Genomic DNA, 22,121 nt, shown 5'->3' with positions numbered 1-22,121 from the left:
ACAGCAGGCGGGAAAGGGTGCTCGGCAAAAACCTCCTCGCCAGAGCCGCACTCCGCTCGCACCGTCTCGCTGACTCGCACTTCATCTGAGATTCGACTGTTCACTCTGACGATCTTTTCTATAGTGAGAGACAGGGCCGCATCCGGCATCGTCGGAGAGGCAAGCGGAACAGGACACCATCGACAATCCGTCGTTGGCGGCCCGCGCCGGAAGGAGGTGTTTCATGATTCATCACGTCTGGGGGCTGCTCACGCATCCCAATCGCGAATGGCAACAGATTCGTGGCGAAAACGAGACCGTGTCGCACTTCTATGGATCTCACGTACTGCTGATGGCCGCCATCCCGGTGGTCTGCGCCTTCATCGGCACGACCGTGGTGGGTTGGCACTTCGGGACGACGGAGACCGGGATGGCGAAGACGGTGAGCGTGTCGCCATCGACGGCGGTGCTGCTGGCCATCATCTTCTATGCGCTGATTCTGGGGGCCGTGTGGCTGATGGGAAACGTCATCCACTGGCTGGCGCGTCGCTATCCCGAGCGCCCGGATCTGAGCCATTGCGTCGTGTTCGCGGGCTACATGGCGACCCCCATGTTCCTGAGCGGCGTGGTGGCCCTTTATCCGCTGGTGTGGCTGTGCCTGCTGGCCGGCATTGCCGGACTCTGTTACACGGTCTACCTCGTCTACGCGGGATTACCGTCGTTCCTCGGTATCGATCAGCACGAGGGGATGCGGGCTTCGAGCGCTGCGCTTGCCATTGGCGTACTGGTGCTGGAGGCGTTGCTGGCCATTACCGTGCTGCTGTGGGGTTACGGCGCGTCACTGGTCTGAGCCAGTGGCCGGTTTTGGCCAGGCGCCCGACCGTCGCTCGGGCGCCACTTTCGAAAATACCTGGCCAGCCATGATGCCTGGACTGACGATGGGTGATGGATTAGGTTACCTTGCGTCACCATCTGTCACTGGAACCTTTCGATGCTTTCACTATTGCGACGTCTCGTGGCGGGCGCGGTCATCTCCGGGCTCATCCTCTCGCTTGCCGGTTGCGGCACGCTCTTCTATCCCGAGCGCAAGGGGCAGCTCCAGGGTCGCATCGATCCTGGCGTGGCGATTGCCGACGGGTTGGGGCTGCTATTGTTCATCATCCCCGGTGTAATCGCCTACGCGGTGGACTTTTCCAATAACACGATCTATCTGCCGGGCTCCGGCGATGCCTCGATCGATAGCGTTCACTATGACGGCCACCTCGACGGCACGTCGCTCGCCGCGCTGATCGAGACTCGTACCGGGCGCGATATCGAGGCTGGGAACCCCCCGGTGGTGGAACGTGTGGAAACCCTGGATCAGGCCTTCTCCAGAATCGAATTCGATCGTGGCGACGCGATGGACTCCTGAGTCTGCTGCATTTTGCTAATCTTCTTGTCTGGCGTGTGGAATCATTCCGCCGTCGGCCTCGCTGCGCCACTGATAGGGAGATTGGTCATGCGTACGTTCGAATGCCATCACTGCAAGCCGCCGAGTCGGCTGTTCTTCGATAATACCCGGTGCGTCGTCTGCGATGCCGAAGTTGGCTGGTGCCCTTCGTGCCAAGCCATCGCGGCGATGATCCCGGATAGCGAGGTCGGCTACCGTTGTGCCAACCCGGGATGTGGCCAGGCCCTGGTCAAATGCTTCAACTTTGCCAGCGAGGGCGTCTGCAATCGGATGCAGACTGCGGAAGATCACGCGGCGTATGGTGGGCTCTGTGACTGCTGTCGGCACAATGCGGTGATTCCCGATCTCTCGGTCGAGGGGCATCGGGCACGCTGGGCAGCGTTGGAAGCTGCCAAGCGGCGGCTTTTCTACACCCTGGACCTGATCGGCCTGCCGCATCCCGCTCCCCAGGACGGATCGCCATTGCCGCTCAGTTTCGCGTTCATGGCCGATGCCATGCCGGACGCCGGCCTCTGGCGATCGACCGGAAGCAGCGAGAAAGTCTATACCGGCCATGCCCAAGGCTTGATCACGATCAATTTGAAGGAGACCGACGACGCAGAGCGGGAGCGCCTGCGCGTCGATATGAACGAGTCCCACCGGACCCTGATCGGCCACTTCCGCCACGAGATCGGCCATTATTACTGGGATTTGCTGATCAAGGGGCAGGATGAGGAGGGGAGCCGGGCTGTCTTCGGGGATCACGACTCCCCGACCTATGCCGAGGCGCTGGAGCGCTACTACGAGCAGGGGCCCGCGCCGGACTGGCAGAGATCCCATGTCTCGGCCTACGCGACCATGCACGCCTGGGAGGATTTTGCCGAGACCTTCGCCGCCTATCAGGACATCGTCGCCGTGCTCGATACGGCCGCCAGCCTGGGCATGCGCCGGGCCGAGCACGACGGCGGTATCGATGACATGATCCTGGCCTACCAGCAGATCGGCCTCGCCTTGAACGAACTCAATCGCGAGATGGGGTTGCTGGACATCGTGCCGTTGATCATCACGCCACCGATTCGTGACAAGCTCCGTTACGTCCATCAATTGGTGGCGAGAGGCGCGACGACGACCGCCTGAAAAGCGAGTGGGGACGAAGCATACAGGCCCGATGTGCCGAGGCGCATCGGGTCACGTCGTGGCCCACGCTGGCGATTTTCTGGATGGCCGTCCTCCCGACGCCGCGTCCCGAAGCCCGCGTCAATTTTCGTCAATCGTCATCGTCGTGGTCCAGAGTCGTCTGCTCCTGGCTTTGCGACGACTTGACCGGCCGTTCGCTCACCGCGAAGTAGGCGCCGGCGATCGCTTCGTGAAGATTGTTGAAGCCAATCTGGAACTCGTCGATCAACTGGTGCAACTGATCCGGCGCGCGCGCCAGCGACTGGACGTCCGCTTCGGCAACCTCCGCGCGGACCAGGGCGGCGACCGCCAAAGGACGATCGTGGTTGGGCAGCGACTGCAGCTCCCAACTGACTTCATCCAGGCTGCGCAGCACGGACCGGGGCAGGGCGCGGTTCTGCAGCAAAAAGCGCAGCACGTCCGGTCCTCTTACCCGCAATCTCACATTCTGGCGATACATCTGGTAGGCCGTCAGCGACTTGAGCACGCTCATCCACTGCAGGTGTTCGAACGGGATCAGCTCTTCCGGATTGCGGGGGAGCAGATTGCCGGAGCGCACATCGATGATCCGCGTCGTCATGTCGGCGCGCTCGAGATGACGCCCCAGCGAGAGGAAGGTGCGGGCTTCGGTGTGGCTCAAGGTGCCCTCGATCAAGCCGGTCAGCGTCTGGCAGGCCCGGGTCACGCTCTTCAGAAACCCATCGCGCTGGCGCGGTTTCATGCCGCTCTGCGTCTGCTCGCTGATCTCCAGGTAGCAGCGGTTGACCTCTTCCCAGATCTCCCGCGGTACCACGTCGCGGGTGGTACGCAGGTTTTCCCGCGCGTTGGCCAGCGACGACAGGATCGAGCTGTCGTGCTCGCGTGACAGGCAGAGAAAATCCACCACATTGCGTTCGTTGCGTTCCTCGAACAGGGTGTCGAAGACTTCGCCGCTGCCGGTGATGTCGATCAGCGTCGACCAGCTCAGCGCCGCCTTGCCGGGCATGTCGAGCAGGAGGTTGCTATTGACGCTGATCAGTCGGGCCGTGTCCTCGGCGCGCTCGACGTAGCGCGCCAGCCAGTAAAGATTTTCGGCAACTCGTGACAGCATGGTCTCACTCCCCCTCGGTTTCGACGATCCAGGTGTCCTTACTGCCTCCACCCTGGGAAGAGTTGACGACCAGCGAGTCCTTGACCAGGGCCACGCGGGTCAGTCCGCCCATGGTGACGTGCGTTTCGGGGCCGGAGAGGATAAAGGGTCGCAGATCGACGTGGCGGGGTTCCGGAGCCCCGTCGAACAGTGTAGGTGCGGTGGATAGGGCAAGCGTGGGCTGCGCCATGTAATTGCGCGGATCGGCCTCGATGCGCCTGGCGAACTCCCGGCGCTCCTGCTCGGTGGCCCGTGGGCCGATCAGCATGCCGTATCCGCCCGATTCGTTGGCGGGCTTGACCACCAACTCATCGAGGTGATCGAGTACATAGCGGCGATCCTCATCGAGCATGCAGAGATAGCTGGGGACGTTGGGGATGGTCGGTTCCTGGTCGAGATAGTACTTGATCAGCTTGGGCACGAAGGCGTAGACCACCTTGTCGTCGGCGACACCGGCGCCGGGAGCGTTGGCCAGCGCCACCTTCCCCGACCGCCAGGCCCGCATCAGCCCCGGCGTGCCGAGCAGGGAATCCGGGTGGAAAGCCTCCGGGTCCAGGAAAAGATCGTCGACGCGCCGATAGATCACGTCGACACGCTTGAGCCCATCGACGGTATGCATGTGCACGATATCGTCGTCGTCCACGATCAGGTCGGATCCCTGGACCAGTTCGACCCCCATCTGCTGGGCGAGATAGGCGTGTTCGTAATAAGCCGAGTTGTAGATGCCGGGGGTCAGCACCACGATCTGCGGCTCGTCGCTGGGGCGTGGCGACATGCTGGCCAGCATGTCGTAGAGCTGGGCGGGATAGTCGTCGACCGGCAGGATGCGGCCGGTCTCGAACAGCTCGGGCAATACCCGCTTGGTGACGTTGCGATTCTCCAGCATGTACGAGACACCGGAGGGCACCCGCAGGTTATCCTCGAGGACATAGAGGGTCCCGTCGCTGTCGCGAACCAGATCGGAGCCGCAGATGTGGGCCCAGACGCCATGCGGCGGGTCGATGCCCATGCACTGGGGACGGAAGTTGACCGATTGGGCCAGAACCTCCCCGGGCAGCACGCCATCCTTGACGACCTGCTGGTCATGGTAGAGATCATCGATGAACAGGTTCAGCGCATCGACGCGCTGCTTGAGCCCCGCCTCGACGACTCGCCACTCCTTGGCCGGGATGATGCGAGGCACGATGTCGAAGGGCCAGGCCCGGTCGATGGTGCTGCCCTCGGAGTAGACGGTAAAGGTGATACCCATCGTCCGTATGGCCACTTCCGCGGCGATCTTGCGTTCGTCGAGTTCCTTGGAGGTGAAGCTGGCGAGGATGTCGCATAGCGGCTTGGCCGCTTCCCGGGGAATGCCGTTGGTGCTGAGCAGTTCGTCGTAGAAGTGCTGGTTCGAATAGTGCGTCCAATCCACATTGGCCATGGGGAAGACTCCTGTCGGCGGATCGAGGACGCAGTTGTTAAGTGTTATCGCGTCGCCCATTGTGGCAAAACCGTGTATATAAAGAGTCGGCATGCACGATCAAGCATAGTGAGAGGCCCATGTCGCTGTCACGTTAAATGCCTACCCTGTTAGCCTGAATTTGTTCAATCTTGTGTCACGAAGTCCACGACGAGACCCTCACTCGACCAAGAGATCGCCATGACCTTACGTGTTGCGTTGTCTCACCGTACCTCTTACGTGTTCGATCGCCCGGTCGGCCTCTCCCCGCATCTGATTCGGTTGCGGCCGGCGCCGCACTGCCGCACGCCGATCGAAGCCTACTCACTGAACATCTCGGCTCAGCCGCACTTCCTCAACTGGCAGCAGGATCCCTTCGGCAACTTCATCGCCCGCGTGGTGTTCCCGGAGCCATTGACGCGTCTCGACGTATCGGTCGAGGTGGTCGCGCCGATGACGGTGATCAACCCGTTCGACTTTTTCGTCGAGAGTTATGCCGAACGCTATCCGTTCGATTATCCGGAAGCGCTGCGCAAGGAACTGGCGCCCTATCTGGAAGTTCGCGAGCACGGCCCGCGATTGACGGAGTGGTTGGCCGGGGTGCCCAAGGGTGACTTTGCCATCGCCGATTTTCTGGTGCGGCTCAACCAGCGCCTGCAGCAGGACATCCAATACCTGGTGAGAATGGAGCCAGGTGTCCAGAGCGCGGAAGAGACCCTAGGGAAAGCCCGCGGCTCGTGCCGGGATTCCGCCTGGCTGCTGGTCCAGATTGCGCGCCACCTCGGCCTGGCGGCGCGCTTCGTGTCCGGTTACCTCATCCAACTGACGGCGGACGTCAAGTCGATCGATGGTCCTTCCGGCACCGAAACCGACTTCACCGATCTGCACGCATGGACGGAGGTCTTCGTGCCCGGCGCCGGCTGGATCGGGCTCGACCCCACCTCCGGGCTGCTGGCAGGCGAGGGCCATATTCCGCTGGCCGCGACACCGGAACCCACCAGCGCCTCGCCCATCGTCGGTTATTCCGACGAATGCGAGGTGACGTTCGATTTCGCCATGAGCATCGAGCGAATCCACGAGGATCCCCGCGTCACCCGGCCCTACAGCGATGAGCAATGGCGATCGATCGACCGGCTCGGCGAGCAGGTGGACCAACGGCTGGTGGCCGGCGACGTGCGGCTGACCATGGGGGGCGAGCCGACGTTCGTGTCTGTCGACGACATGGAGGCCGACGAGTGGAACACCGCAGCTCAGGGCGAGACCAAGCGCAAGCTCTCCGGTCAGTTGCTCAAGCGTCTGCGTCGCGCTTTCGCACCCGGTGGGTTGCTGCATTATCGCCAGGGCAAGTGGTATCCGGGCGAGCCGTTGCCGCGCTGGGCGCTGGCCTGCTACTGGCGCGAGGATGGGGTGCCGGTATGGCGTGACGAGCGCTGGCTGGCAGACGAAACCGCCGACCCCGGCTACGCCACCACGGATGCGTTACGCTTTGGCGAGGCGCTTGCCGGGCATCTGGGAGTCGACGCTGGCCATTTGCTGCCGGGCTACGAGGATGCCATCTACTATCTGTGGCGCGAGCAGACGCTGGCGGTGGATGTGGATCCTCGCGAGCACGATCTCGACGACGATGAAGAGCGCCGCCGGCTGGCCCGGCTACTGGAAAGGGGGCTCGGCACCGTGACGGGGTATGCGCTACCGCTGCGCTACGCCCCCCGGCTGGGTGGCTGGCAGAGTGGCGAGTGGCCGCTGCGGCGCGATCATCTCTACCTGATTCCGGGCGATTCGCCGATGGGGCTGCGGTTGCCGCTGTCGTCGCTACCCCAGTCGGCGTTCAGAGGTGTCGATCAGCCACGGTCGCTGTGGGCGCCGCCATTGGCCATGGCCGACCCGCACTTTGGTGTGACGCGTCGTTACCACGCAGTGAGGCATGCCATGGCGAGGCCCGACGCGGAAACCGATGGGCGGCTGGAGAGCGCCGAGAGTCTGCCTTACAACGCCTTGAGCAGTAACCGCCATGCTGCCGGGAGTGCCGAAGCCACTGCGGTCAACGACCAGCCCGACGTCATCGGTACCAGCCTGTGCCTGGAAACGCGCGATGGCCAGCTCTACGTCTTCGTGCCGCCGGTGACGGAGATCGACCACTATCTGGCGTTGATCGCGGCGATCGAGCATACGGCTGCGGAACTTGAGATGCCGGTGTTCGTCGAGGGCTATCCGCCGCCCGCCGATGCGCGCCTCAGACAGTTCATGATCACCCCGGATCCCGGGGTGATCGAGGTCAATATCATGCCGGCGCCGAGCTGGGCGGCACTGGTCGCCCAGACCGAGATCCTCTACGAAGAGGCCCGACAGACGCGTCTGGGGGCCGAAAAGTTCATGCTCGACGGCCGCCACACCGGCACCGGTGGCGGTAATCACGTGACCTTGGGTGGAGCGACACCGGCGGAGTCGCCGTTCCTGCGTCGGCCAGCGCTGCTCGGTAGCCTGGTCAGTTATTGGCAGCGGCATCCAGTGCTCTCCTACCTCTTCTCGGGATTGTTCGTCGGCCCCACCAGTCAGGCCCCGCGCGTGGACGAGGCACGTCACGAGTCGCTTCACGAGCTCGAGATCGCGCTGGGTCAATTGAGTCGGGAGGAGGCCGCGCAGCCCTGGCTGGTGGATCGGCTCTTCCGCCATCTGCTGACCGACCTCACCGGCAATACCCACCGTGCCGAATTCTGCATCGACAAGCTCTACTCGCCGGATAGCGACACCGGCCGGCTGGGGCTGCTCGAGTTGCGCGGGTTCGAGATGCCGCCGCACCCCCGCCTGAGCCTGATGCAGGGCTTGCTGATCCGTGCGCTGGTTGCGCGCTTCTGGGACCGCCCGGCATACGGCAATCTGGTACGTTGGGGCACGGCGCTGCATGATCGCTGGATGTTGCCGCACTATCTCTGGCGCGACCTCGAGGAGATACTGGTCGAACTCGGCAACGATGGAATGGTCTTCGAGCCGGAGTGGTTCGCCCCGTTCCTGGAGTTTCGTTGCCCGGTTCTCGGGCGCGTGCAGTATCAGGGCGTTGAATTGGAGCTACGTCAGGCGATCGAGCCATGGCACGTGCTTGGCGAGGAGGCCGCCGGGGGTGGCACCTCGCGCTACGTGGACTCCTCGGTGGAGCGTCTGCAGGTGAAGGTAGGCGGGATGAGCGGCGATCGCTACGTGGTGACCTGCAATGGACACCGCGTGCCGTTGAGGGCCACGGAGCGCAATGGCGAGGCGGTGGCCGGGGTACGCTACCGGGCCTGGCAGCCGCCGTCGGCGCTCCATCCCCTGATCCCGGTTCACGCGCCGCTGGTGTTCGACATCATCGACACCTGGAATCGGCGCTCGATCGGCGGCTGCCGCTATCACGTCTCGCATCCGGCCGGGCGCAACTTCGAGACTTTCCCGGTCAATGCCAATGAGGCCGAGGCGCGTCGCCTGGCCCGGTTCCAGCCTCACGGCCACCGCCAGGGCACCCATGACGTGCCCGACGCATCGATCAGTGACGATTATCCGTTCACCCTGGATCTACGTGAACGGACGACGGGGATCGGCTAGGTTCGGTTCCAGCCCATCATCCGTCGGGCGCAAGTTTTTTGAATCGAGCGTTGCTAGTCCAGCGCGTTACAGTGGAGAGAGGGGCGGCGATCTGGCCGGCCCCACGACACCGGCAGGAGCCCGGTGATGAATGGCCGCTGGGAAGGAGTCCCGGCGCATACCTAGATAAAAGACGATGGTAGTAACCGAGACGCTTCGCCCTTCCTGGCTGGAGACCTATACCTCCGGCGATGTCCACGATGCGCTGGTCGCTTCCGATGGCTCGGTGCGCCGCCGCTGGCTGCCGCTGCTCCACCAGTTGGAACGACTGGGGCGGGAGTCGCTGGTTCAGCGAGCGGAGGAAGTGCAGCACCTGCTGCACGAGAATGGCGTGACTTACAACCTGCCCAATGACGAAGCGGGCAGTCGCCGGCAGTGGTGGTTGGATCCGCTGCCTCTGGTGATCTCTCCTCGGGAATGGAAACGCCTCGAGCAGGGCTTGCGTCAACGCAGCCGGCTGCTGGCCGCCGTGCTCAAGGATATGTACGGCCCCCGCCGGATGCTGGCGGAGGGCATTCTGCCGGCCGATGCGCTGTATGCCAACCCTGCCTTTCTGCTTCCATGCGATCAACTCTTCAGCGACGACGACTCGGGCTTGCTGTTGCACGGCGTGGATCTGACCCGGAACGCCGAGGGTCAGTGGCAGGTGCTGGCCGACCGTGTCCAGTCTCCTTCGGGGATGGGATTCGCTCTCGAGAACCGTATCGCCATGGCCCGCGCGCTGCCGGACCTCTACCGCAACGCACCGCTGAAGCGACTCGCCGGGTTTCTCGGCGCGCAACACCATTCTCTGTCGTCGCTGTCACGATTCAATCTCGATCATCCCACCATCGCGCTGCTGGCGCCTGGGCCTGGCCACGACAGTTATTTCGAACACGCCTATCTGGCCAACTATCTCAATCTGGCGCTGGTGGAAGGCGGGGATCTGGTGGTGCGGGATTCACGGCTCTGGATGCGCACGCTGGGTGGCCTCCAGCCCGTCGACGTGCTGCTGCGCCATATTGGCGACGGCTGGGTCGATCCGCTGGAACTGCGTGGCGACTCGCTGATCGGCGTGCCGGGCCTGCTGGAGGCGATACGGGCGGGTGGCGTCGGAGTCGCCAACCCGCCGGGGGTGGGAGCGCTGGAGCATCCCCTGATCGCCGCCTACCTGCCGTCACTGTGCGAGCGGTTGCTCGGCGAGACGTTGCAGATCGGCAGCCCCGAACGCCACTGGTGCGGGCAACCGGAAGGGCTCGCCTGGGCGATGGCGGGCTTCGAGACGCTGGACTTCCAGCGCCTCGACGGCGATCGGAATTGGGTCTCTCCCGCCGGTCTCAGCGAAGAGGCGGCCGGACGCCTGCGCCAGTCGATCGTTGCCCAACCGGACCGGTATGTGGCCCAGCAGCCGCTGGTCGCCGCCACCGCGCCGTTTTTCAGCCGCGACTGCGCCCGCCTGGCGCCTTCGACATTCAATGTCCGCTGCTTCAGCCAGGCGGTCTTCGATGCGGACTACCGCTTCAGCGACTACGAGGTAATGCCCGGCGGCGTGGCCTGGCAGGGCGCGCCGGAGACTGCCATGCGGTCCAGCCAGTGCGTCAAGGACGTCTGGGTTACCGCCTACGAACCGCAGCCCCACGTCAGCCGGTTGCGACGTTCGCGACAGCCTCTGGTGGTGACGCGTGACGGTGCCGATCTTCCCAGTCGCGTTGCCGATAGTCTGTTCTGGGTGGGGCGTTATGGCGAGCGTCTCGATGTCCGCTCCCGGCTGCTGCGCGAAGCGCTCTACCGACTGCTCGAGCAGGATCAAGAAGGGCTCGCGGATGACACGCTGGCCGATATCCTGCACCTGATGGAGCCGGAGGCACTCTCACCCGACGAGATGTCGGAGGAACGCTTCTCCGCGTATCGCGAACGCCTGCTGGCGCTGTTCCAGCAGGACCGGGACGGCAGCCTGCCGACGCTCGTCTCACGCATGGCCAACAACTGTCGCGCGGTGCGCGATCATCTCGGTGACGATGCCTGGCGGGTCTTCAATCAACTGCGGCAGGAGTCGGGCCGCCTCCCCCTGGCGGGCATCGATCAGGGGCGTCGATCGGTGGAGACGGTGATCACGCAACTCGCTGCCTTTTTCGGGCTTTGCAACGAGACCATGCCGCACCATTTCGGCTGGCGTTTCATGGATATCGGGCGTTTCCTCGAGCGCTCCCTGGCGACATTGACTCTGCTGAGACTGGCGCTGATCGATTCGGCTCATGCCGGCGAGTCACTGTGGGACGTGGTCCTGGCCACGACCGACAATGCGACAGCTTACCGGCGACGCTATCGGAGCGAGCTTCATCCCGCAGCCATTCTCGATCTGCTGCTGTTCGACGAGGCCAACCCGCGCTCGGTAGGCTACATGTTCAAGCGCCTGGAGCGCCAGATCGAGCGCCTGCCGCAGCCCAGCAACACCCCTTACCGAAGTGAAGAGGCCCGCCTGCTGATCCAGGCGCGTTCGGCGCTGCACCTGGCCGATCTGGAACGGCTCTCGAGACTGGATGACGACGACGATGCCAGGCAGGCCCTGGCGGTGCTGCTGGATGCGCTGGCCGCGCCGCTCGGCAGCCTTTCGCTCGCCATCGAGCACAGCCATTTCAGCCACGTCGAAACGCCGCGTCAGTTGGTCCCCATGCAGGCGCCATAGGCCACGTCTACCGTTACAGGATTTCGTCATGCGTTACCGTGTCCGCCACTCGACTCGTTACGATTACGCCGCGCCGGTATCACTGTGTCACAACGAGGCACGAGTAGTGCCCCGAGCGCTCTCCTGGCAGAGGGTCGATGGCACCGAGCTCGATATCGTGCCGCGCCCCGCGGTCAGCCATCAGCGGGTCGACTTCTTCGGCAATCGGGTGAACTTCTTCAGTGTCCAGGAGATTCATATGGCGTTGTCGGTCACGGCCATCACCTGTCTGGAGACACTGGGACGGCCGCTGCCGCCGGAAGAGATCGACGATGACTGGCAATCCGCGGCGCGTCATGCCGGCCGTACGCCGGAACTGCGGCAGTTCCAGCTGGATTCTCCGTTCGTATCCCGCGAGCCTGCACTGCGCGCGTTCGCCGCGCCCAGCTTTCCGGCGGGTCGGTCGCTGAGAGAGGGTGTGGACGATCTCAACCGCAGGATATTCGAGAATTTCACCTACGATCCCGAGTTCTCGTCGCTGGCTACCCCGGTGCTGACGGTGCTGGAAGCGCGGCGGGGTGTCTGCCAGGACTTTGCGCACCTGATGATTGGATGCCTGCGCTCTCTGGGGTTGTCGGCACGCTACGTCAGCGGCTACCTCGAGACGCTGCCGCCGCCCGGACAGCCGCGCTTGGTTGGCGCCGATGCCTCGCATGCCTGGGTGGCGGTGCACATTCCGAATTGGGGGTGGCTCGAGTACGACCCCACCAACGGCAGTGTGCCGGGCGAGCGCCATCTCGTGCTGGGGTGGGGGCGGGATTACGGTGATGTGCCGCCGCTCAAAGGGGTCATGAACGGCGGCGGCGCCCACGAACTCGAGGTGGCGGTGGATGTCGAGCCGATCGAGAGCCCCGGGGAAGGCTTCCGGCAAGGCGCCTTGAGCGGTATCTGAGGTCAGGTCGGGCGCTGCGGGGAGGCGGTGATCAGTACCAGCATGCCGGCCACGAGCCCCCAGAATGCGGCACCCACGCCGAACAGCGTGACGCCGGAACCGGTGACCAGGAAGGTCACCAGGGCGGCCTCACGCTGGTGGGCCTCCAATAGCGCGCGATGAAGACTGCTCCCGATGGTTGGCAGCAGCGCGAGCCCGGCTATCGCCAGTACGAGCCCCGGGGGCAAGGCGTCGAAGAGCGTCCCGATCGAGCCGCCGAAGAGACCTGCCAGCAAATAGAATCCGCCTGCCCACATGGCCGCGGGATAACGTTTGTCGGCCTCCGGATGGACGTCGGGTCCCATGCAGATGGCCGCTGTGATGGCCGCCAGGCAGATGCTGAATGCGCCGAACGGCGCCAACAGAAGCGTTGTCAGCCCGGTCCAGATCATCAACGGCGATACCGGGGTATCGTAGCCGGCTGCCCGCAGCGTCGCCACACCGGGTGCGTTTTGAGAGGCCATCGTCACCACGAAGAGTGGAATGCCCACGCCGATCAGGCTGGACAACGAGAAAGTCGGCCAGATGGGTTGTGGCAGCGTCAGGATCAGATGGGTTCCCGCCGCGTCGATCTCTCCCAGCAGGGCGGCGACGCCGAGCGCCACCACCAGCACGAGCAGGATGGCGTACCGACGCAGCCAGTGCCGGGCGGCGAGGTAGGTCAGAAACATCGACAGCACCAGGATGAAGTCGGTCTCCATCGACGCAAAGGCGTCGAGGCCGAAGCGCAGTAGAACGCCCGCCAGCATGGCGGCGGCGATGGACTGGGGGATGATCTGCATCAGTCTGGCAAACCAACCGGTGACGCCGCACACGACGACCATTGCGGCGCTGAACAGGAAGATACCGATGGCTTCGCTCAGTGGCAGGCCGGGCAGGCTGGTAGCCAGCAGGGCCGCCCCCGGCGTCGACCAGGCCGTCAGAATCGGTTGCCGAAAGTGCAGGGAGAGGCCGATCGACGTGAGGCCCATGGCGAGACCGAGCGCGCTCAGCCAGCCACCGATCTGCGCCGGCGACGCGCCTGCTGCCGCCGCTGCCTGGAAAATGATCACCGCGGAGCTGGTGTAGCCGACCAGCACGGCGACGAATCCCGCCGTGATGTGCGAGGCGGTGAATAGAGGCGGAGGGGATTGGCGCTTGGCCGGGGGAGGTGCCATGTCAATGCTCGAAATCGAGATGGGATGTGCGTTATAACGCACATCGCGAATTTCGACAATCTCCGCTATCGCGCACGACACTGGCGAAGTGGCACAACGGAAGCGGTCCAGGGCGGCGGCCTGGACCTGGCGCCGGGGGTATAAGCATTGGGAGGGATCATGAGTCCAGATCTTGCGGCCATCGGGCAGCGCATGAGGCAGTTCCGCACTGAGCGCGGCCTGAGCCTTGACCGGGTCGCCAGGCTCTGCGGCGTCAGCAAGGCAATGCTGGGTCAGATCGAGCGGGGCGAGTCGACCCCAACCATCGCGACGCTGTGGAAGATCGCCAGCGGACTGCAGGCACCGCTATCGCGTTTCCTGGTTGGTGAAAGCGGTGTCGTGCATCGCCCGACCTCACCTCCCAGGCACCGTGATGCCTCCGGCATGATCGTCACACCGCTGTTCGCGTTCGACCCGATGCTCGGATTCGAGATGTTTGCGATCGAGCTGTCTCAGGGCTGTCTGAGCGAGTCGTCGCCGCATGCTCCGGGGGTGATCGAGCACGTGGTCGTGCTGGAAGGCGAGATGGAGCTTTTCGTCGAGGGGGAGTGGCAAACGCTGGCGGCAGGGGAAGTGCTGCGCTTCGCGGCGGACCAGCCGCATGGGTATCGCAACCGGGGGCGGGCGCCAGCAAAGGTTCACGATCTGATTCACTATCCTTTCAGTGCGTGAATTGCTGTACCCGGGCGCTGTCGACTGTCTCTTGCTTCGGCTCGAGACAGCCCCTCGGCACCGCCAGATCGGTCTCCACCAGCGCCTGTGGCCGATAGCGGGCCAGCAGCGCCCAGAGAATGGCGGCGGTCTCGTCGTCCGGTTGGCCGGCATAGCTGGCGGGTCGAAAGTGCATCTGGAACGCTCTGGTGACGTCGCGGGTCTCCTCGTCGAGGATGCCCGTCGCCGCGAGTCGATAGCCGTAGGCGCTCAGCGCGTGTTGGTATTGCGCCATGGTTGGCGAGCAGTGGGCGAAACGACGCCGATAGGTGTCGGTGTCTTCATCGTCGGGCCAGGCTCCCACGCCGGCTTCGTGCAGCCTCTTCCACGGAAAGCGCGGCCCCGGGTCGATCTTGCGCGAGGGCGCGATGTCCGAATGGCCGAGAATCGAGGTCGGAGGAAGGTCATAGCGCTGGATGATATCTCTCGCCAAGGCGATGACTGCCTCGATCTGCGGGGCCGGATAGGACTGCCACTGCCTACCCGCAGCCGTTTCGCGAGGCCCACGATTGACGATCTCGACGCCGATGGACGTGTCGTTGAGTTGAGTGCGGTCTTCCCAGGCGCTGAGCCCGGCGTGCCAGGCCCGATCGTTCTCGTCGACCAGCTGCCACACTCGGGGGCCGCCGCCTTCGGCCCCCGGGTGCCGAGCCACCAGATAGTGCGAGCTGACATGAGGGCCAAGCAGTGTGCTAAGGGCGCGAGGCGCTTCAGAATCGGTGTAGTGCAGGATCAGGTAGCGGACGCGGTGATTGTAGGCCCGCGACTGGTAGGTGTGGTCCGCCACATACCCTGGCCGGATCTCCATGTTCGATGAACCGGCACAGCCGGCCAACGCTGCCAGCGATAGCAGGGCCACAAGCGGGGCGATGAGTTGGTGCAGCGACCGCGTGCCAGGGAGCTTCATAGCACACTCAGCAGATAACGTGTCAGTAGGCCCAGTGTGAGGGTGATCGAGAAGCTCAACATCGTGCCCAACAGCACGTATTCAGTGAGCTTCCGGTCGCGATCTTCGTAGAGGTCGCCGAAACGCAGCACCGACTTGGCGGTCAGGAGAAAGCCGATCGCGGCCATCTGGTTGCTCAGCACGAATGTCAGAATGAGAAAACGCTCCAGCATGCCGATTCGGGCGCCCGCGTCGGCCAGGGTGCCACGGGTATCGACGCCCTCGCTCCAGCGACGCATGATCAGCGCGATCAGGACCGAAGACGGGCGCAGGACCAGCAGATACGCCAGGGCAGTCAGCAGCGTTGGGGGTTGCCACAACAGGCTCGTATCGATGGCGAGGGGCAGGGCGCTGCCACCGATGACCCACCACCAGACGACGACCAGAACCAGAAGGTGGAGAAGTTGGTCGAAAACGAAAAAGCTGACGCGGTGGGCTGGCATGTAGCTTTTCAGCGTGTCGATCATCCAGTGGGTCAAACCCACGATTCCCGTGCTGATCAAGGCCTCACGCAAGGGAATGCCAAAAGCGATCAGGATGGCCAGGCACAGCAACATGTGAATGCCGACATGCCAGTAGAGCGAGCGCGCGCGGAAATGGTGTTGCTGCTTCTGGCGCGCCCAGGCGTCACTCTGCAGAATGAAATCGGCGACGGTGTGCGACAGCAGCAGCGCCAGGAGCAGCGACAGACCGTTCTCGCTCATTTCATGGCCTCCAGGCGTTCCCGGGTGAACTCGAGAAAGGCGTGGATCAGCGACCAGCGTGCTGCGCTCAGGCGGCGATTGATGGTCGGTTGAGAGCGTTCCAGGCGTTTGGCCAGTTCACTTTGGGAGTGATCGGAGGTTAGGCTCAGGCGAACCACTTCCGCGGCGTTGTGGCTCCAGTGACTGATGATGTCATCGGCAAACTGGATCAGCAGATTCAGATCCGGTTGGGGTGATGGGAGGAACAGGCCCAGCCGTTGATGGCCTTGGCCCAACGCGTCCAGGCCCTGACCGGAGCGCACGAATGCCTCCCCATCCGCATTGATGAAGTCGTCCGGCGCGGGCACTTCGCCCTCGCCGATACCGATGGCGATTCGTGCGTCCCAGGTCTGGCGTCGAGAAGGAGAGTGCTCGAGCAGGCTGGCACGCATGAGAACGGCCGCGAAGATGGTGTCCTCGATCCTCGGAACGGCCAGTTGAAAGGCGTCGCCACGGAACCGCGTGCCCACCGCGTCAAACGTCTGGCCGAGCCGCTCGATACCGGTATCGATCGCGCCGCGCAACTTGCGTTTGTCGGCAATATCGCGGGAAGCCACGATGTCTCCACTGAGCACGCCGATCGATGTCATGAGACTCCTTATCGATATCCAGCTTAGGTGGTTAGATTATAGTATAAAAAAGCTATTTTTACGCTTATGCATAAAAAAAGCTATTAGCGCAGAGCGCTGAAGATATCAATAAGATGAAGGTAAACGAGTACTGGATGTCTATCCAGTACATGCTTGTAAATTTTGTTATCCCTCCGATGGCCGAGCGACCGGCTCGACGGCGGCGGTATTCGCTGCCGGCGTGTTGTCGGCACCGATCAGTCTCGCAGCCACCCGATTTCGTCCGTGTTCCTTGCAGTCGTACAGTGCCTGGTCTGCGTGATTGATCATTTCGTCGATATCGATCAGCAAGCCATTGGGACTCGTGACTACGCCAACGCTGACGGTGACGACAGGGGCAACGGGGGAGTACTCATGTGGCAATCCCAGCGCCTGGATCATGCCTCGCATCGCGTCTGCCAAAGCCCGGGCTTCTTCATTGCCGGTATTGATCAGCAGCACCAGAAACTCTTCACCACCGAGACGCACCACGACATCGGTATCTCGACGAAAAGTATCCCTCAACACCCCGGCAATATCCACGAGGCAGCTGTCGCCTGCCGGATGACCATAATTGTCGTTGTATGCCTTGAAGTGATCCACGTCGACCATCATCGCCGATACCGTACAGCTCAGCCGGCGACTGAGCGGGACCAGCATATCCAGGCGCTTTTTCAGCATTCGACGATTGCCGAGTCCCGTCAGCGGGTCGTTGAGGGTCTGCTCCAGCAGCGCCGCGTGGTGGCTTCTCGACTCCTCGATCAAACGCTGCAGTTGCCGTGCCAGCAGACCTACGGCATCGGCACGGCTGGAGAGGTCGAAGGGCATTTCACGAGGCGTGGTGCTGAAGTCATGTTCGAGGCGGACATGATCGGCCATGCGTCTGACTGGCATCAGCAGTTGCTGGTTTATCAGCCACAGCGTGGCCGCCAGCCCCGCGAGCCCGACAGGTAGGCCGGCCAGTACGACCGTCACGAACGTCCCGCCAGCGGTCGTCACGAGCCAGGCCGCCGTCAGTGTGCCAAGCGAGCTGCCTATCCAGATCCCGGCGAGGACCCCCAATGCCCGGATCGATAAGTGATTTTTCATTTTCGGCATGTCTTGAACCGATGTCCTGGTTGCCGAAGACCGCAGTCCGTCGTCGGGTGAGTGAAACGCGCACCCATTCGTGCCGAGGCGGGAATACGCGTGGTCTCCAGTTCAATATCGACGTTCCGTGGGCTAACTGTAGCGCTATCGCCGGAACCATAAGTAATTAGATGTCATTGATTTAGCGAGCGCTTATCCAGATTTTGCAGGCTGGTAATCTTGAGGGCTGCTTGTTCGGATAAAGTCTTAACAATCAAACTGGCACCGAAATATCCCTTGTGCTGTTTTTTGCCGAGACGAATATGGCGCCGAGTTTGGCGATGGCGTTTTGATCTCATGGCAAATGCTGGTCCGTCATAGCCTGGAGTCGGTTCGCGGATATGAAGTGAAAAGGATCGTGAGTTAATAAATATCGGTAATTGGGATGCGTAAAAAAATCATCCCGACAAGCCTTGCAACTTTGTAAATATCGGCAATAATGTCTTCGCTTAAACCAATCCGCAACGGAACGACGAATGTCTCTACTCAGCGATTATGTCAAGAAAGAACAGCTTCTGAAGCAGCTTGAAGAAGAGCTGAAACGCATGGAGGGTGATCAGCGCCTGAAATCCGAACTCGAGTTCAAGGAGAAGCTCGAGGCACTGATGGCGGAATACGGCAAGACGACGCGGGACGTCATTGAGTTGCTGAGTCCTGCCGAGGGCTCCCAGGCCTCTGCAACGCCGGCGAGCTCCGCGGGAGGACGCCGCAAGCGCAAGCTAAAAATCTACAAGAACCCCAAGACGGGTGAAGTCGTCGAGACGCGTGGCGGCAATCACAAGACCTTGAAGGCCTGGAAGGACGAGCACGGCGGCGATACCGTCGAATCTTGGGTCGTCAGAACGGAAGACTAAACATTTACCATTGTTACTGCGCTTGGTCGAAAGAGCCCTCTGCCATCGTTTTGGTGGAGGGTTTTGCTTTCTAGGCCTTGGAACTGATGCCGCCGAAGCCGCCATGTCGGGATTGGCCGCTTGGCCCATAGACGCTGCCACCAATGGCCCGATTCAGGAAATCGATAGCCTGTTGGTTATGCTCCAGCCGCTGGGAGATGATATGGCCGTTGAGCCGGTTGGTTTGGCGAACCTGCTCCGCCAATCGTCGAATCCGCTGCCAGGTCTCATCCATGCCGGTCGCATTGGCGAACTGGGCCGCGCCTTGGCTGCCGACGCCAAATCCCTGCGACCGTTGCTGCTCCCTGCGTAGCGCTTCAAGTCGATCAAGCTCGCTCAGTTGCTTTTGCTTCGACGCCGCCAGCGTGCTGAGGCGTTCGCCATCGGCGTTACCCGAGCCGAGGCAAGTGGCCTCGGCATCCAGCGTTTCGGCGAAAGCTTGCAGCAGGGCTTGTTGTTCGCGGAGCAATTCGGCTGGCGTCATGGAAGATTCCTGAGTCCGGACCTGAAGTCAGTCAGATGATTAACGCTCACCCAGCATGTCGCGGACGCTCTGGATCAGGCCGTCGGCGATCTTGCCGGTATCGAGTTCGAGCCGGCCCTCGGAGATGGCCTGGCGAATGTCGTTGACGCGAGCAGTGTCGATGTCGCCGCTATCGTCAGAGGTCGGGATCTGGCTCAACGTCGTGGTCGAACCGGCCGCCGTCTTGGCGTTTCCCAGCGATTCAACACTCTTGCGCTGCTCGGCGGCTTCGTTCTGCGTGGGGCGAGTCAGCGGCTGTGTCTGGTCGATTTTCAAAGTCGTTACCTCATGGCTGGATGCACGATGACGGGGTTTCCTACGTTATCGGCAGCGCCCGCGGAAGCTGAAAGCAATTAAGGAAGAGTTTTGTTAAGAAATTTATCCGGGCACGCTAGAAGTCGACCCGCAGTCGATCCTGTCCCGTCACTCGCCCCTGAAGGATCTGATTGTTCTCGGTCTTGAGACGAATCGTACTCCCCAGCCCACCGTTGTCCAGTGCCTCGACGTTACGACTCACACTAAAGCCCTGGCCGACGGCGGTGAGCACCACCGTGTCGCCACGTTTCACCATCCAGGGCTTGCGCACCATGCTCTCGGTCAGGGTGGTGCCCGGCGGTATGCGACGGGTGGCGACCATGCCGGCCGCCTCGGCGGGATCGTCCAGATAGCCACGGCGGAGACGGGAAATGTCCGTCTGCTGCCAGTCCAGCGCCATTGCGTCGATCCTTTGCCCCGGCTCGATAGGTTGGCTGGCCACCAGATGACGGACGACCGCGGAAACCGTTGCCTGCACATAGCGGGTGCGGCTGCTGTCGCTGCCGCAGTGCACGCCCACGGTTACCCGGCCTTGGGGGACCCCAGGTCGAGGCAGAAAAGGTTGGGGCGTCGGACAATCCCCGAGATCGGCTGCTCGATCCTGAAGCGCTATCTTGACTTGATCTCCGAGAGACGCGGTTTGCTGTTGAAGGAAGTGCGTCACACTCGTGCTGATCGCATCGTCCGGTGGGACCTGCGTATCCGCCTGCGATATCGAGGGTATTGGCAACAGCGACAGCGCGAACAGTAGCGCCATCAGCGTCATGGCTGTGGTCCAGGCGACCCGGCGCAGACCGGGGCGGCACTTCGACCGGGCGCGCTGAAACGTTTCGGACGGATCTGCTCGCATGGCATGGACCTCGGTGGCTGGCAGGCTCGCGGTGTACTGCGTCGATCGACGGAATTCCCCATAGTGGAAGCGATTTTAAACGGGCCCGCCGCCAGGCATTGATAAAAATGGCGCGCAATTAAGGGTCTGTTTACACAATTGCCACGAACATCCCGCCGCTATTCTCCACTCTGTCAATTTTCCAGCGAACGCCACTCGAGGTGCACGGCATGTTCGACAAGTTGGATAACGCGCTGCGCTTCCAGCAGGAGGCCATCAACCTTCGTGCGGAGCGCCAGCAGGTGCTGGCCAATAACATCGCCAACGCCGATACGCCCAACTTCAAGGCCCGGGATTTCAATTTTCGCGCCGAGTTGAATCGGGTGATGGAGCAGGGCCGCAGCGAGGCTTCCGGTGGGCTGTCACTGGCGCGGACCTCTGCCCGGCACATTCCCGGGCAGGCCGTTGGCGGGACGGGCGTCCGATATCTGCTCTATCGGGTGCCGGATCAGCCCAGCCTTGATGGCAATACGGTCGACATGGATAGGGAGCGCTCGGCCTTTGCCGACAATTCGTTGCGTTATCAGGCGGATGTCACTTTCGTCAGTCGCAAGATCCAAGGGCTGAAGAAAGCCATGCAATCGGAGTAACACGATGTCGATGTTCAGCGTATTCGAAATTTCCGGCTCGGCGCTGTCCGCCAATTCACAGCGGATGAACGTGACGGCCAGCAACCTGGCCAACGCGGATAGTGTCGCCGGTCCTGACGGGCAGCCTTATCACGCCAGGCAGGTGATGTTCCAGGCGATGAGCCAGCAGGGCGGCAGTGCCGGCGGTGTTCGCGTCAACGGCGTGATCGAGGACAACACCACGCCGATGCGGATGGAGTATCGGCCGGGGCATCCTCTGGCGGACGACCAGGGCTACGTGACGATGCCCAACGTCGACCCAGTCAACGAGATGGTGGACATGATCGCCGCCTCTCGCTCCTACCAAGCCAACGTCGAGGTCATGAACACCGCCAAGACGCTGATGACGAAAACACTCACCATCGGCGAAGGCTGATCGGTGTCGGTCCATAGCGAGGAGATGTCATGTCCAGTCCGGTGATCGGCAACAGTACCTTGGCCAACATCAATGGTGCGGCCACCAAGAGCTCTGCCACGGGGGTCGACTCCGGCAGCGAGCTCAATGATCGTTTCATGACGCTGCTGGTGACGCAGTTGAAGAACCAGGATCCGACCAGCCCGATGGAAAATTCGGACATGACGGCGCAACTGGCTCAGATCAACACCGTCAGCGGCATCGAGAAACTCAATGACAGCCTGTCCGCGATTACCGACCAGATCGACGCGGGCCAGGCGTTGCAGGCCACGGCGTTGATCGGTCAGGGCGTGATGGTGCCGGGAAACAGGATCCTGGTGGGATCTTCCGATGACGCCAATGGCGTGGTCACCACGCCGATCGGCGTAGAGCTGGATAGTGCCGTCGAGGATCTGCAGATCGATATTCGCGGTGCCAGCGGCGAGATCATCGACAGCTTCTCAACCGGGCCCCTGGCCGCAGGCGTCCACAGCTTTACCTGGGATGGCAAGTTGGCCGATGGCTCCAGCGCCGCCGTCAACAGCACCTACACGGCTTCCCTGACCGGCATCGTGGGGGATGAGACCTACGCGCCGGCTGCGCTGAACTACGCCCTGGTCAACGGGGTGATTCAGGGGGCGAGCGGCGCCCAGCTCGACTTGGGATACGCTCAGGATCCCGTGGCGCTCTCGGAAGTACGTCAGATTCTCTGAGTGAGTTTCAGTAACGACATCAACCGTTCTAG

The 22,121-nt window shown here is 62.6% G+C and carries 21 protein-coding genes; 11 read left to right on the top strand and 10 right to left on the bottom strand.

The genetic code is table 11. The features are described from left to right. Positions 1 to 223 precede the first annotated feature (223 nt). The 3 genes from DOM54_RS11725 to DOM54_RS11715 all read left to right on the top strand — a co-directional run bounded on the left by DOM54_RS11725 (position 224) and on the right by DOM54_RS11715 (position 2,545). Positions 224 to 829, top strand: a complete 606-nt coding sequence (locus DOM54_RS11725; RefSeq protein ID WP_206019075.1) for a Yip1 family protein — start codon at positions 224 to 226, stop codon at positions 827 to 829. 141 nt (positions 830 to 970) lie between these two features. Continuing rightward, positions 971 to 1,390 carry a hypothetical protein gene (locus tag DOM54_RS11720; protein ID WP_110716477.1) on the top strand — a complete coding sequence of 140 codons (420 nt, stop codon included), beginning with the start codon at positions 971 to 973 and terminating at the stop codon, positions 1,388 to 1,390. A gap of 87 nt (positions 1,391 to 1,477) precedes the next feature. Beyond that, positions 1,478 to 2,545: a zinc-binding metallopeptidase family protein gene (locus tag DOM54_RS11715; RefSeq protein WP_110716476.1), complete on the top strand. Its 1,068-nt coding sequence runs from the start codon at positions 1,478 to 1,480 to the stop codon at positions 2,543 to 2,545. A gap of 130 nt (positions 2,546 to 2,675) precedes the next feature. On the opposite strand, the gene DOM54_RS11710 is transcribed toward DOM54_RS11715, so the two are convergent. Both DOM54_RS11710 and DOM54_RS11705 read right to left on the bottom strand, forming a co-directional pair. After that, positions 2,676 to 3,674, bottom strand: coding sequence for an alpha-E domain-containing protein (locus tag DOM54_RS11710; RefSeq protein ID WP_110716475.1), 999 nt, complete (start codon positions 3,672 to 3,674; stop codon positions 2,676 to 2,678). Positions 3,675 to 3,678: 4 nt separating this feature from the next. After that, on the bottom strand, positions 3,679 to 5,133 hold the full coding sequence (locus DOM54_RS11705; protein WP_110716474.1) for a circularly permuted type 2 ATP-grasp protein: 1,455 nt from the start codon (positions 5,131 to 5,133) through the stop codon (positions 3,679 to 3,681). A 219-nt stretch (positions 5,134 to 5,352) separates the two neighbouring features. On the opposite strand from DOM54_RS11705, the gene DOM54_RS11700 reads away from it, so the two are divergent. The 3 genes from DOM54_RS11700 (at position 5,353) to DOM54_RS11690 (ending at position 12,362) form a co-directional block, all read left to right on the top strand. After that, on the top strand, positions 5,353 to 8,727 hold the full coding sequence (locus tag DOM54_RS11700; protein ID WP_110716473.1) for a transglutaminase family protein: 3,375 nt from the start codon (positions 5,353 to 5,355) through the stop codon (positions 8,725 to 8,727). Between the two features lie 175 nt (positions 8,728 to 8,902). Next, positions 8,903 to 11,431 (top strand): circularly permuted type 2 ATP-grasp protein, encoded by a 2,529-nt coding sequence (locus DOM54_RS11695; RefSeq protein WP_110716472.1) that lies wholly within the window; start codon positions 8,903 to 8,905, stop codon positions 11,429 to 11,431. Between the two features lie 28 nt (positions 11,432 to 11,459). Beyond that, a complete protein-coding gene (locus DOM54_RS11690) occupies positions 11,460 to 12,362 on the top strand; it encodes a transglutaminase family protein (protein ID WP_110716471.1) in 903 nt (300 codons plus the stop codon). 2 nt (positions 12,363 to 12,364) lie between these two features. Here DOM54_RS11690 and DOM54_RS11685 read toward each other — a convergent pair whose 3' ends face one another. Beyond that, complete coding sequence (locus DOM54_RS11685; RefSeq protein WP_110716470.1) at positions 12,365 to 13,558, bottom strand: benzoate/H(+) symporter BenE family transporter; 1,194 nt, start codon at positions 13,556 to 13,558, stop codon at positions 12,365 to 12,367. Between the two features lie 159 nt (positions 13,559 to 13,717). On the opposite strand from DOM54_RS11685, the gene DOM54_RS11680 reads away from it, so the two are divergent. After that, a complete protein-coding gene (locus DOM54_RS11680; protein WP_110716469.1) occupies positions 13,718 to 14,269 on the top strand; it encodes a helix-turn-helix domain-containing protein in 552 nt (183 codons plus the stop codon). Here DOM54_RS11680 and DOM54_RS11675 read toward each other — a convergent pair. From DOM54_RS11675 to DOM54_RS11660, 4 genes are all read right to left on the bottom strand, one after another. Further along, positions 14,259 to 15,215 carry an N-acetylmuramoyl-L-alanine amidase gene (locus DOM54_RS11675; RefSeq protein WP_110716468.1) on the bottom strand — a complete coding sequence of 319 codons (957 nt, stop codon included), beginning with the start codon at positions 15,213 to 15,215 and terminating at the stop codon, positions 14,259 to 14,261. The genes DOM54_RS11680 and DOM54_RS11675 overlap by 11 nt on opposite strands. Beyond that, positions 15,212 to 15,958, bottom strand: a complete 747-nt coding sequence (locus DOM54_RS11670) for a DUF3307 domain-containing protein (RefSeq protein WP_110716467.1) — start codon at positions 15,956 to 15,958, stop codon at positions 15,212 to 15,214. The genes DOM54_RS11675 and DOM54_RS11670 overlap by 4 nt, the downstream gene beginning before the upstream one ends. Further along, positions 15,955 to 16,587: a hypothetical protein gene (locus tag DOM54_RS11665; RefSeq protein ID WP_110716466.1), complete on the bottom strand. Its 633-nt coding sequence runs from the start codon at positions 16,585 to 16,587 to the stop codon at positions 15,955 to 15,957. Before DOM54_RS11665 ends, DOM54_RS11670 begins: the two co-directional genes overlap by 4 nt. Before the next feature lie 165 nt (positions 16,588 to 16,752). Further along, positions 16,753 to 17,694 (bottom strand): GGDEF domain-containing protein, encoded by a 942-nt coding sequence (locus tag DOM54_RS11660; protein WP_162619843.1) that lies wholly within the window; start codon positions 17,692 to 17,694, stop codon positions 16,753 to 16,755. Positions 17,695 to 18,209: 515 nt separating this feature from the next. On the opposite strand from DOM54_RS11660, the gene DOM54_RS11655 reads away from it, so the two are divergent. Continuing rightward, on the top strand, positions 18,210 to 18,587 hold the full coding sequence (locus DOM54_RS11655; protein WP_110716464.1) for a histone-like nucleoid-structuring protein, MvaT/MvaU family: 378 nt from the start codon (positions 18,210 to 18,212) through the stop codon (positions 18,585 to 18,587). A gap of 70 nt (positions 18,588 to 18,657) precedes the next feature. On the opposite strand, the gene DOM54_RS11650 is transcribed toward DOM54_RS11655, so the two are convergent. The 3 genes from DOM54_RS11650 to flgA all read right to left on the bottom strand — a co-directional run bounded on the left by DOM54_RS11650 (position 18,658) and on the right by flgA (position 20,314). Beyond that, positions 18,658 to 19,110, bottom strand: coding sequence for a flagella synthesis protein FlgN (locus DOM54_RS11650; protein ID WP_110716463.1), 453 nt, complete (start codon positions 19,108 to 19,110; stop codon positions 18,658 to 18,660). A 39-nt stretch (positions 19,111 to 19,149) separates the two neighbouring features. Further along, positions 19,150 to 19,425, bottom strand: coding sequence for a flagellar biosynthesis anti-sigma factor FlgM (flgM, locus tag DOM54_RS11645; protein WP_110716462.1), 276 nt, complete (start codon positions 19,423 to 19,425; stop codon positions 19,150 to 19,152). A 115-nt stretch (positions 19,426 to 19,540) separates the two neighbouring features. Then, on the bottom strand, positions 19,541 to 20,314 hold the full coding sequence (gene flgA, locus DOM54_RS11640) for a flagellar basal body P-ring formation chaperone FlgA (protein ID WP_110716461.1): 774 nt from the start codon (positions 20,312 to 20,314) through the stop codon (positions 19,541 to 19,543). A gap of 209 nt (positions 20,315 to 20,523) precedes the next feature. Between flgA and flgB the strand changes: the two genes are divergently transcribed. From flgB to DOM54_RS11625, 3 genes are read left to right on the top strand one after another with little or no spacing between them, the layout of a single operon-like run. Continuing rightward, positions 20,524 to 20,943, top strand: a complete 420-nt coding sequence (gene flgB / locus DOM54_RS11635; RefSeq protein WP_110716460.1) for a flagellar basal body rod protein FlgB — start codon at positions 20,524 to 20,526, stop codon at positions 20,941 to 20,943. Positions 20,944 to 20,947: 4 nt separating this feature from the next. Then, positions 20,948 to 21,358 carry a flagellar basal body rod protein FlgC gene (flgC, locus tag DOM54_RS11630; protein WP_110716459.1) on the top strand — a complete coding sequence of 137 codons (411 nt, stop codon included), beginning with the start codon at positions 20,948 to 20,950 and terminating at the stop codon, positions 21,356 to 21,358. 29 nt (positions 21,359 to 21,387) lie between these two features. Beyond that, on the top strand, positions 21,388 to 22,089 hold the full coding sequence (locus DOM54_RS11625; protein ID WP_110716458.1) for a flagellar hook assembly protein FlgD: 702 nt from the start codon (positions 21,388 to 21,390) through the stop codon (positions 22,087 to 22,089). The last annotated feature ends 32 nt before the right edge of the window (positions 22,090 to 22,121 follow it).

It is taken from the genome of Salinicola acroporae (assembly GCF_003206615.1).
Taxonomy (GTDB): domain Bacteria; phylum Pseudomonadota; class Gammaproteobacteria; order Pseudomonadales; family Halomonadaceae; genus Salinicola; species Salinicola acroporae.
Note: the sequence above shows the minus strand (reverse complement) of the source record. Positions and strands in the feature narration are given on the sequence as shown.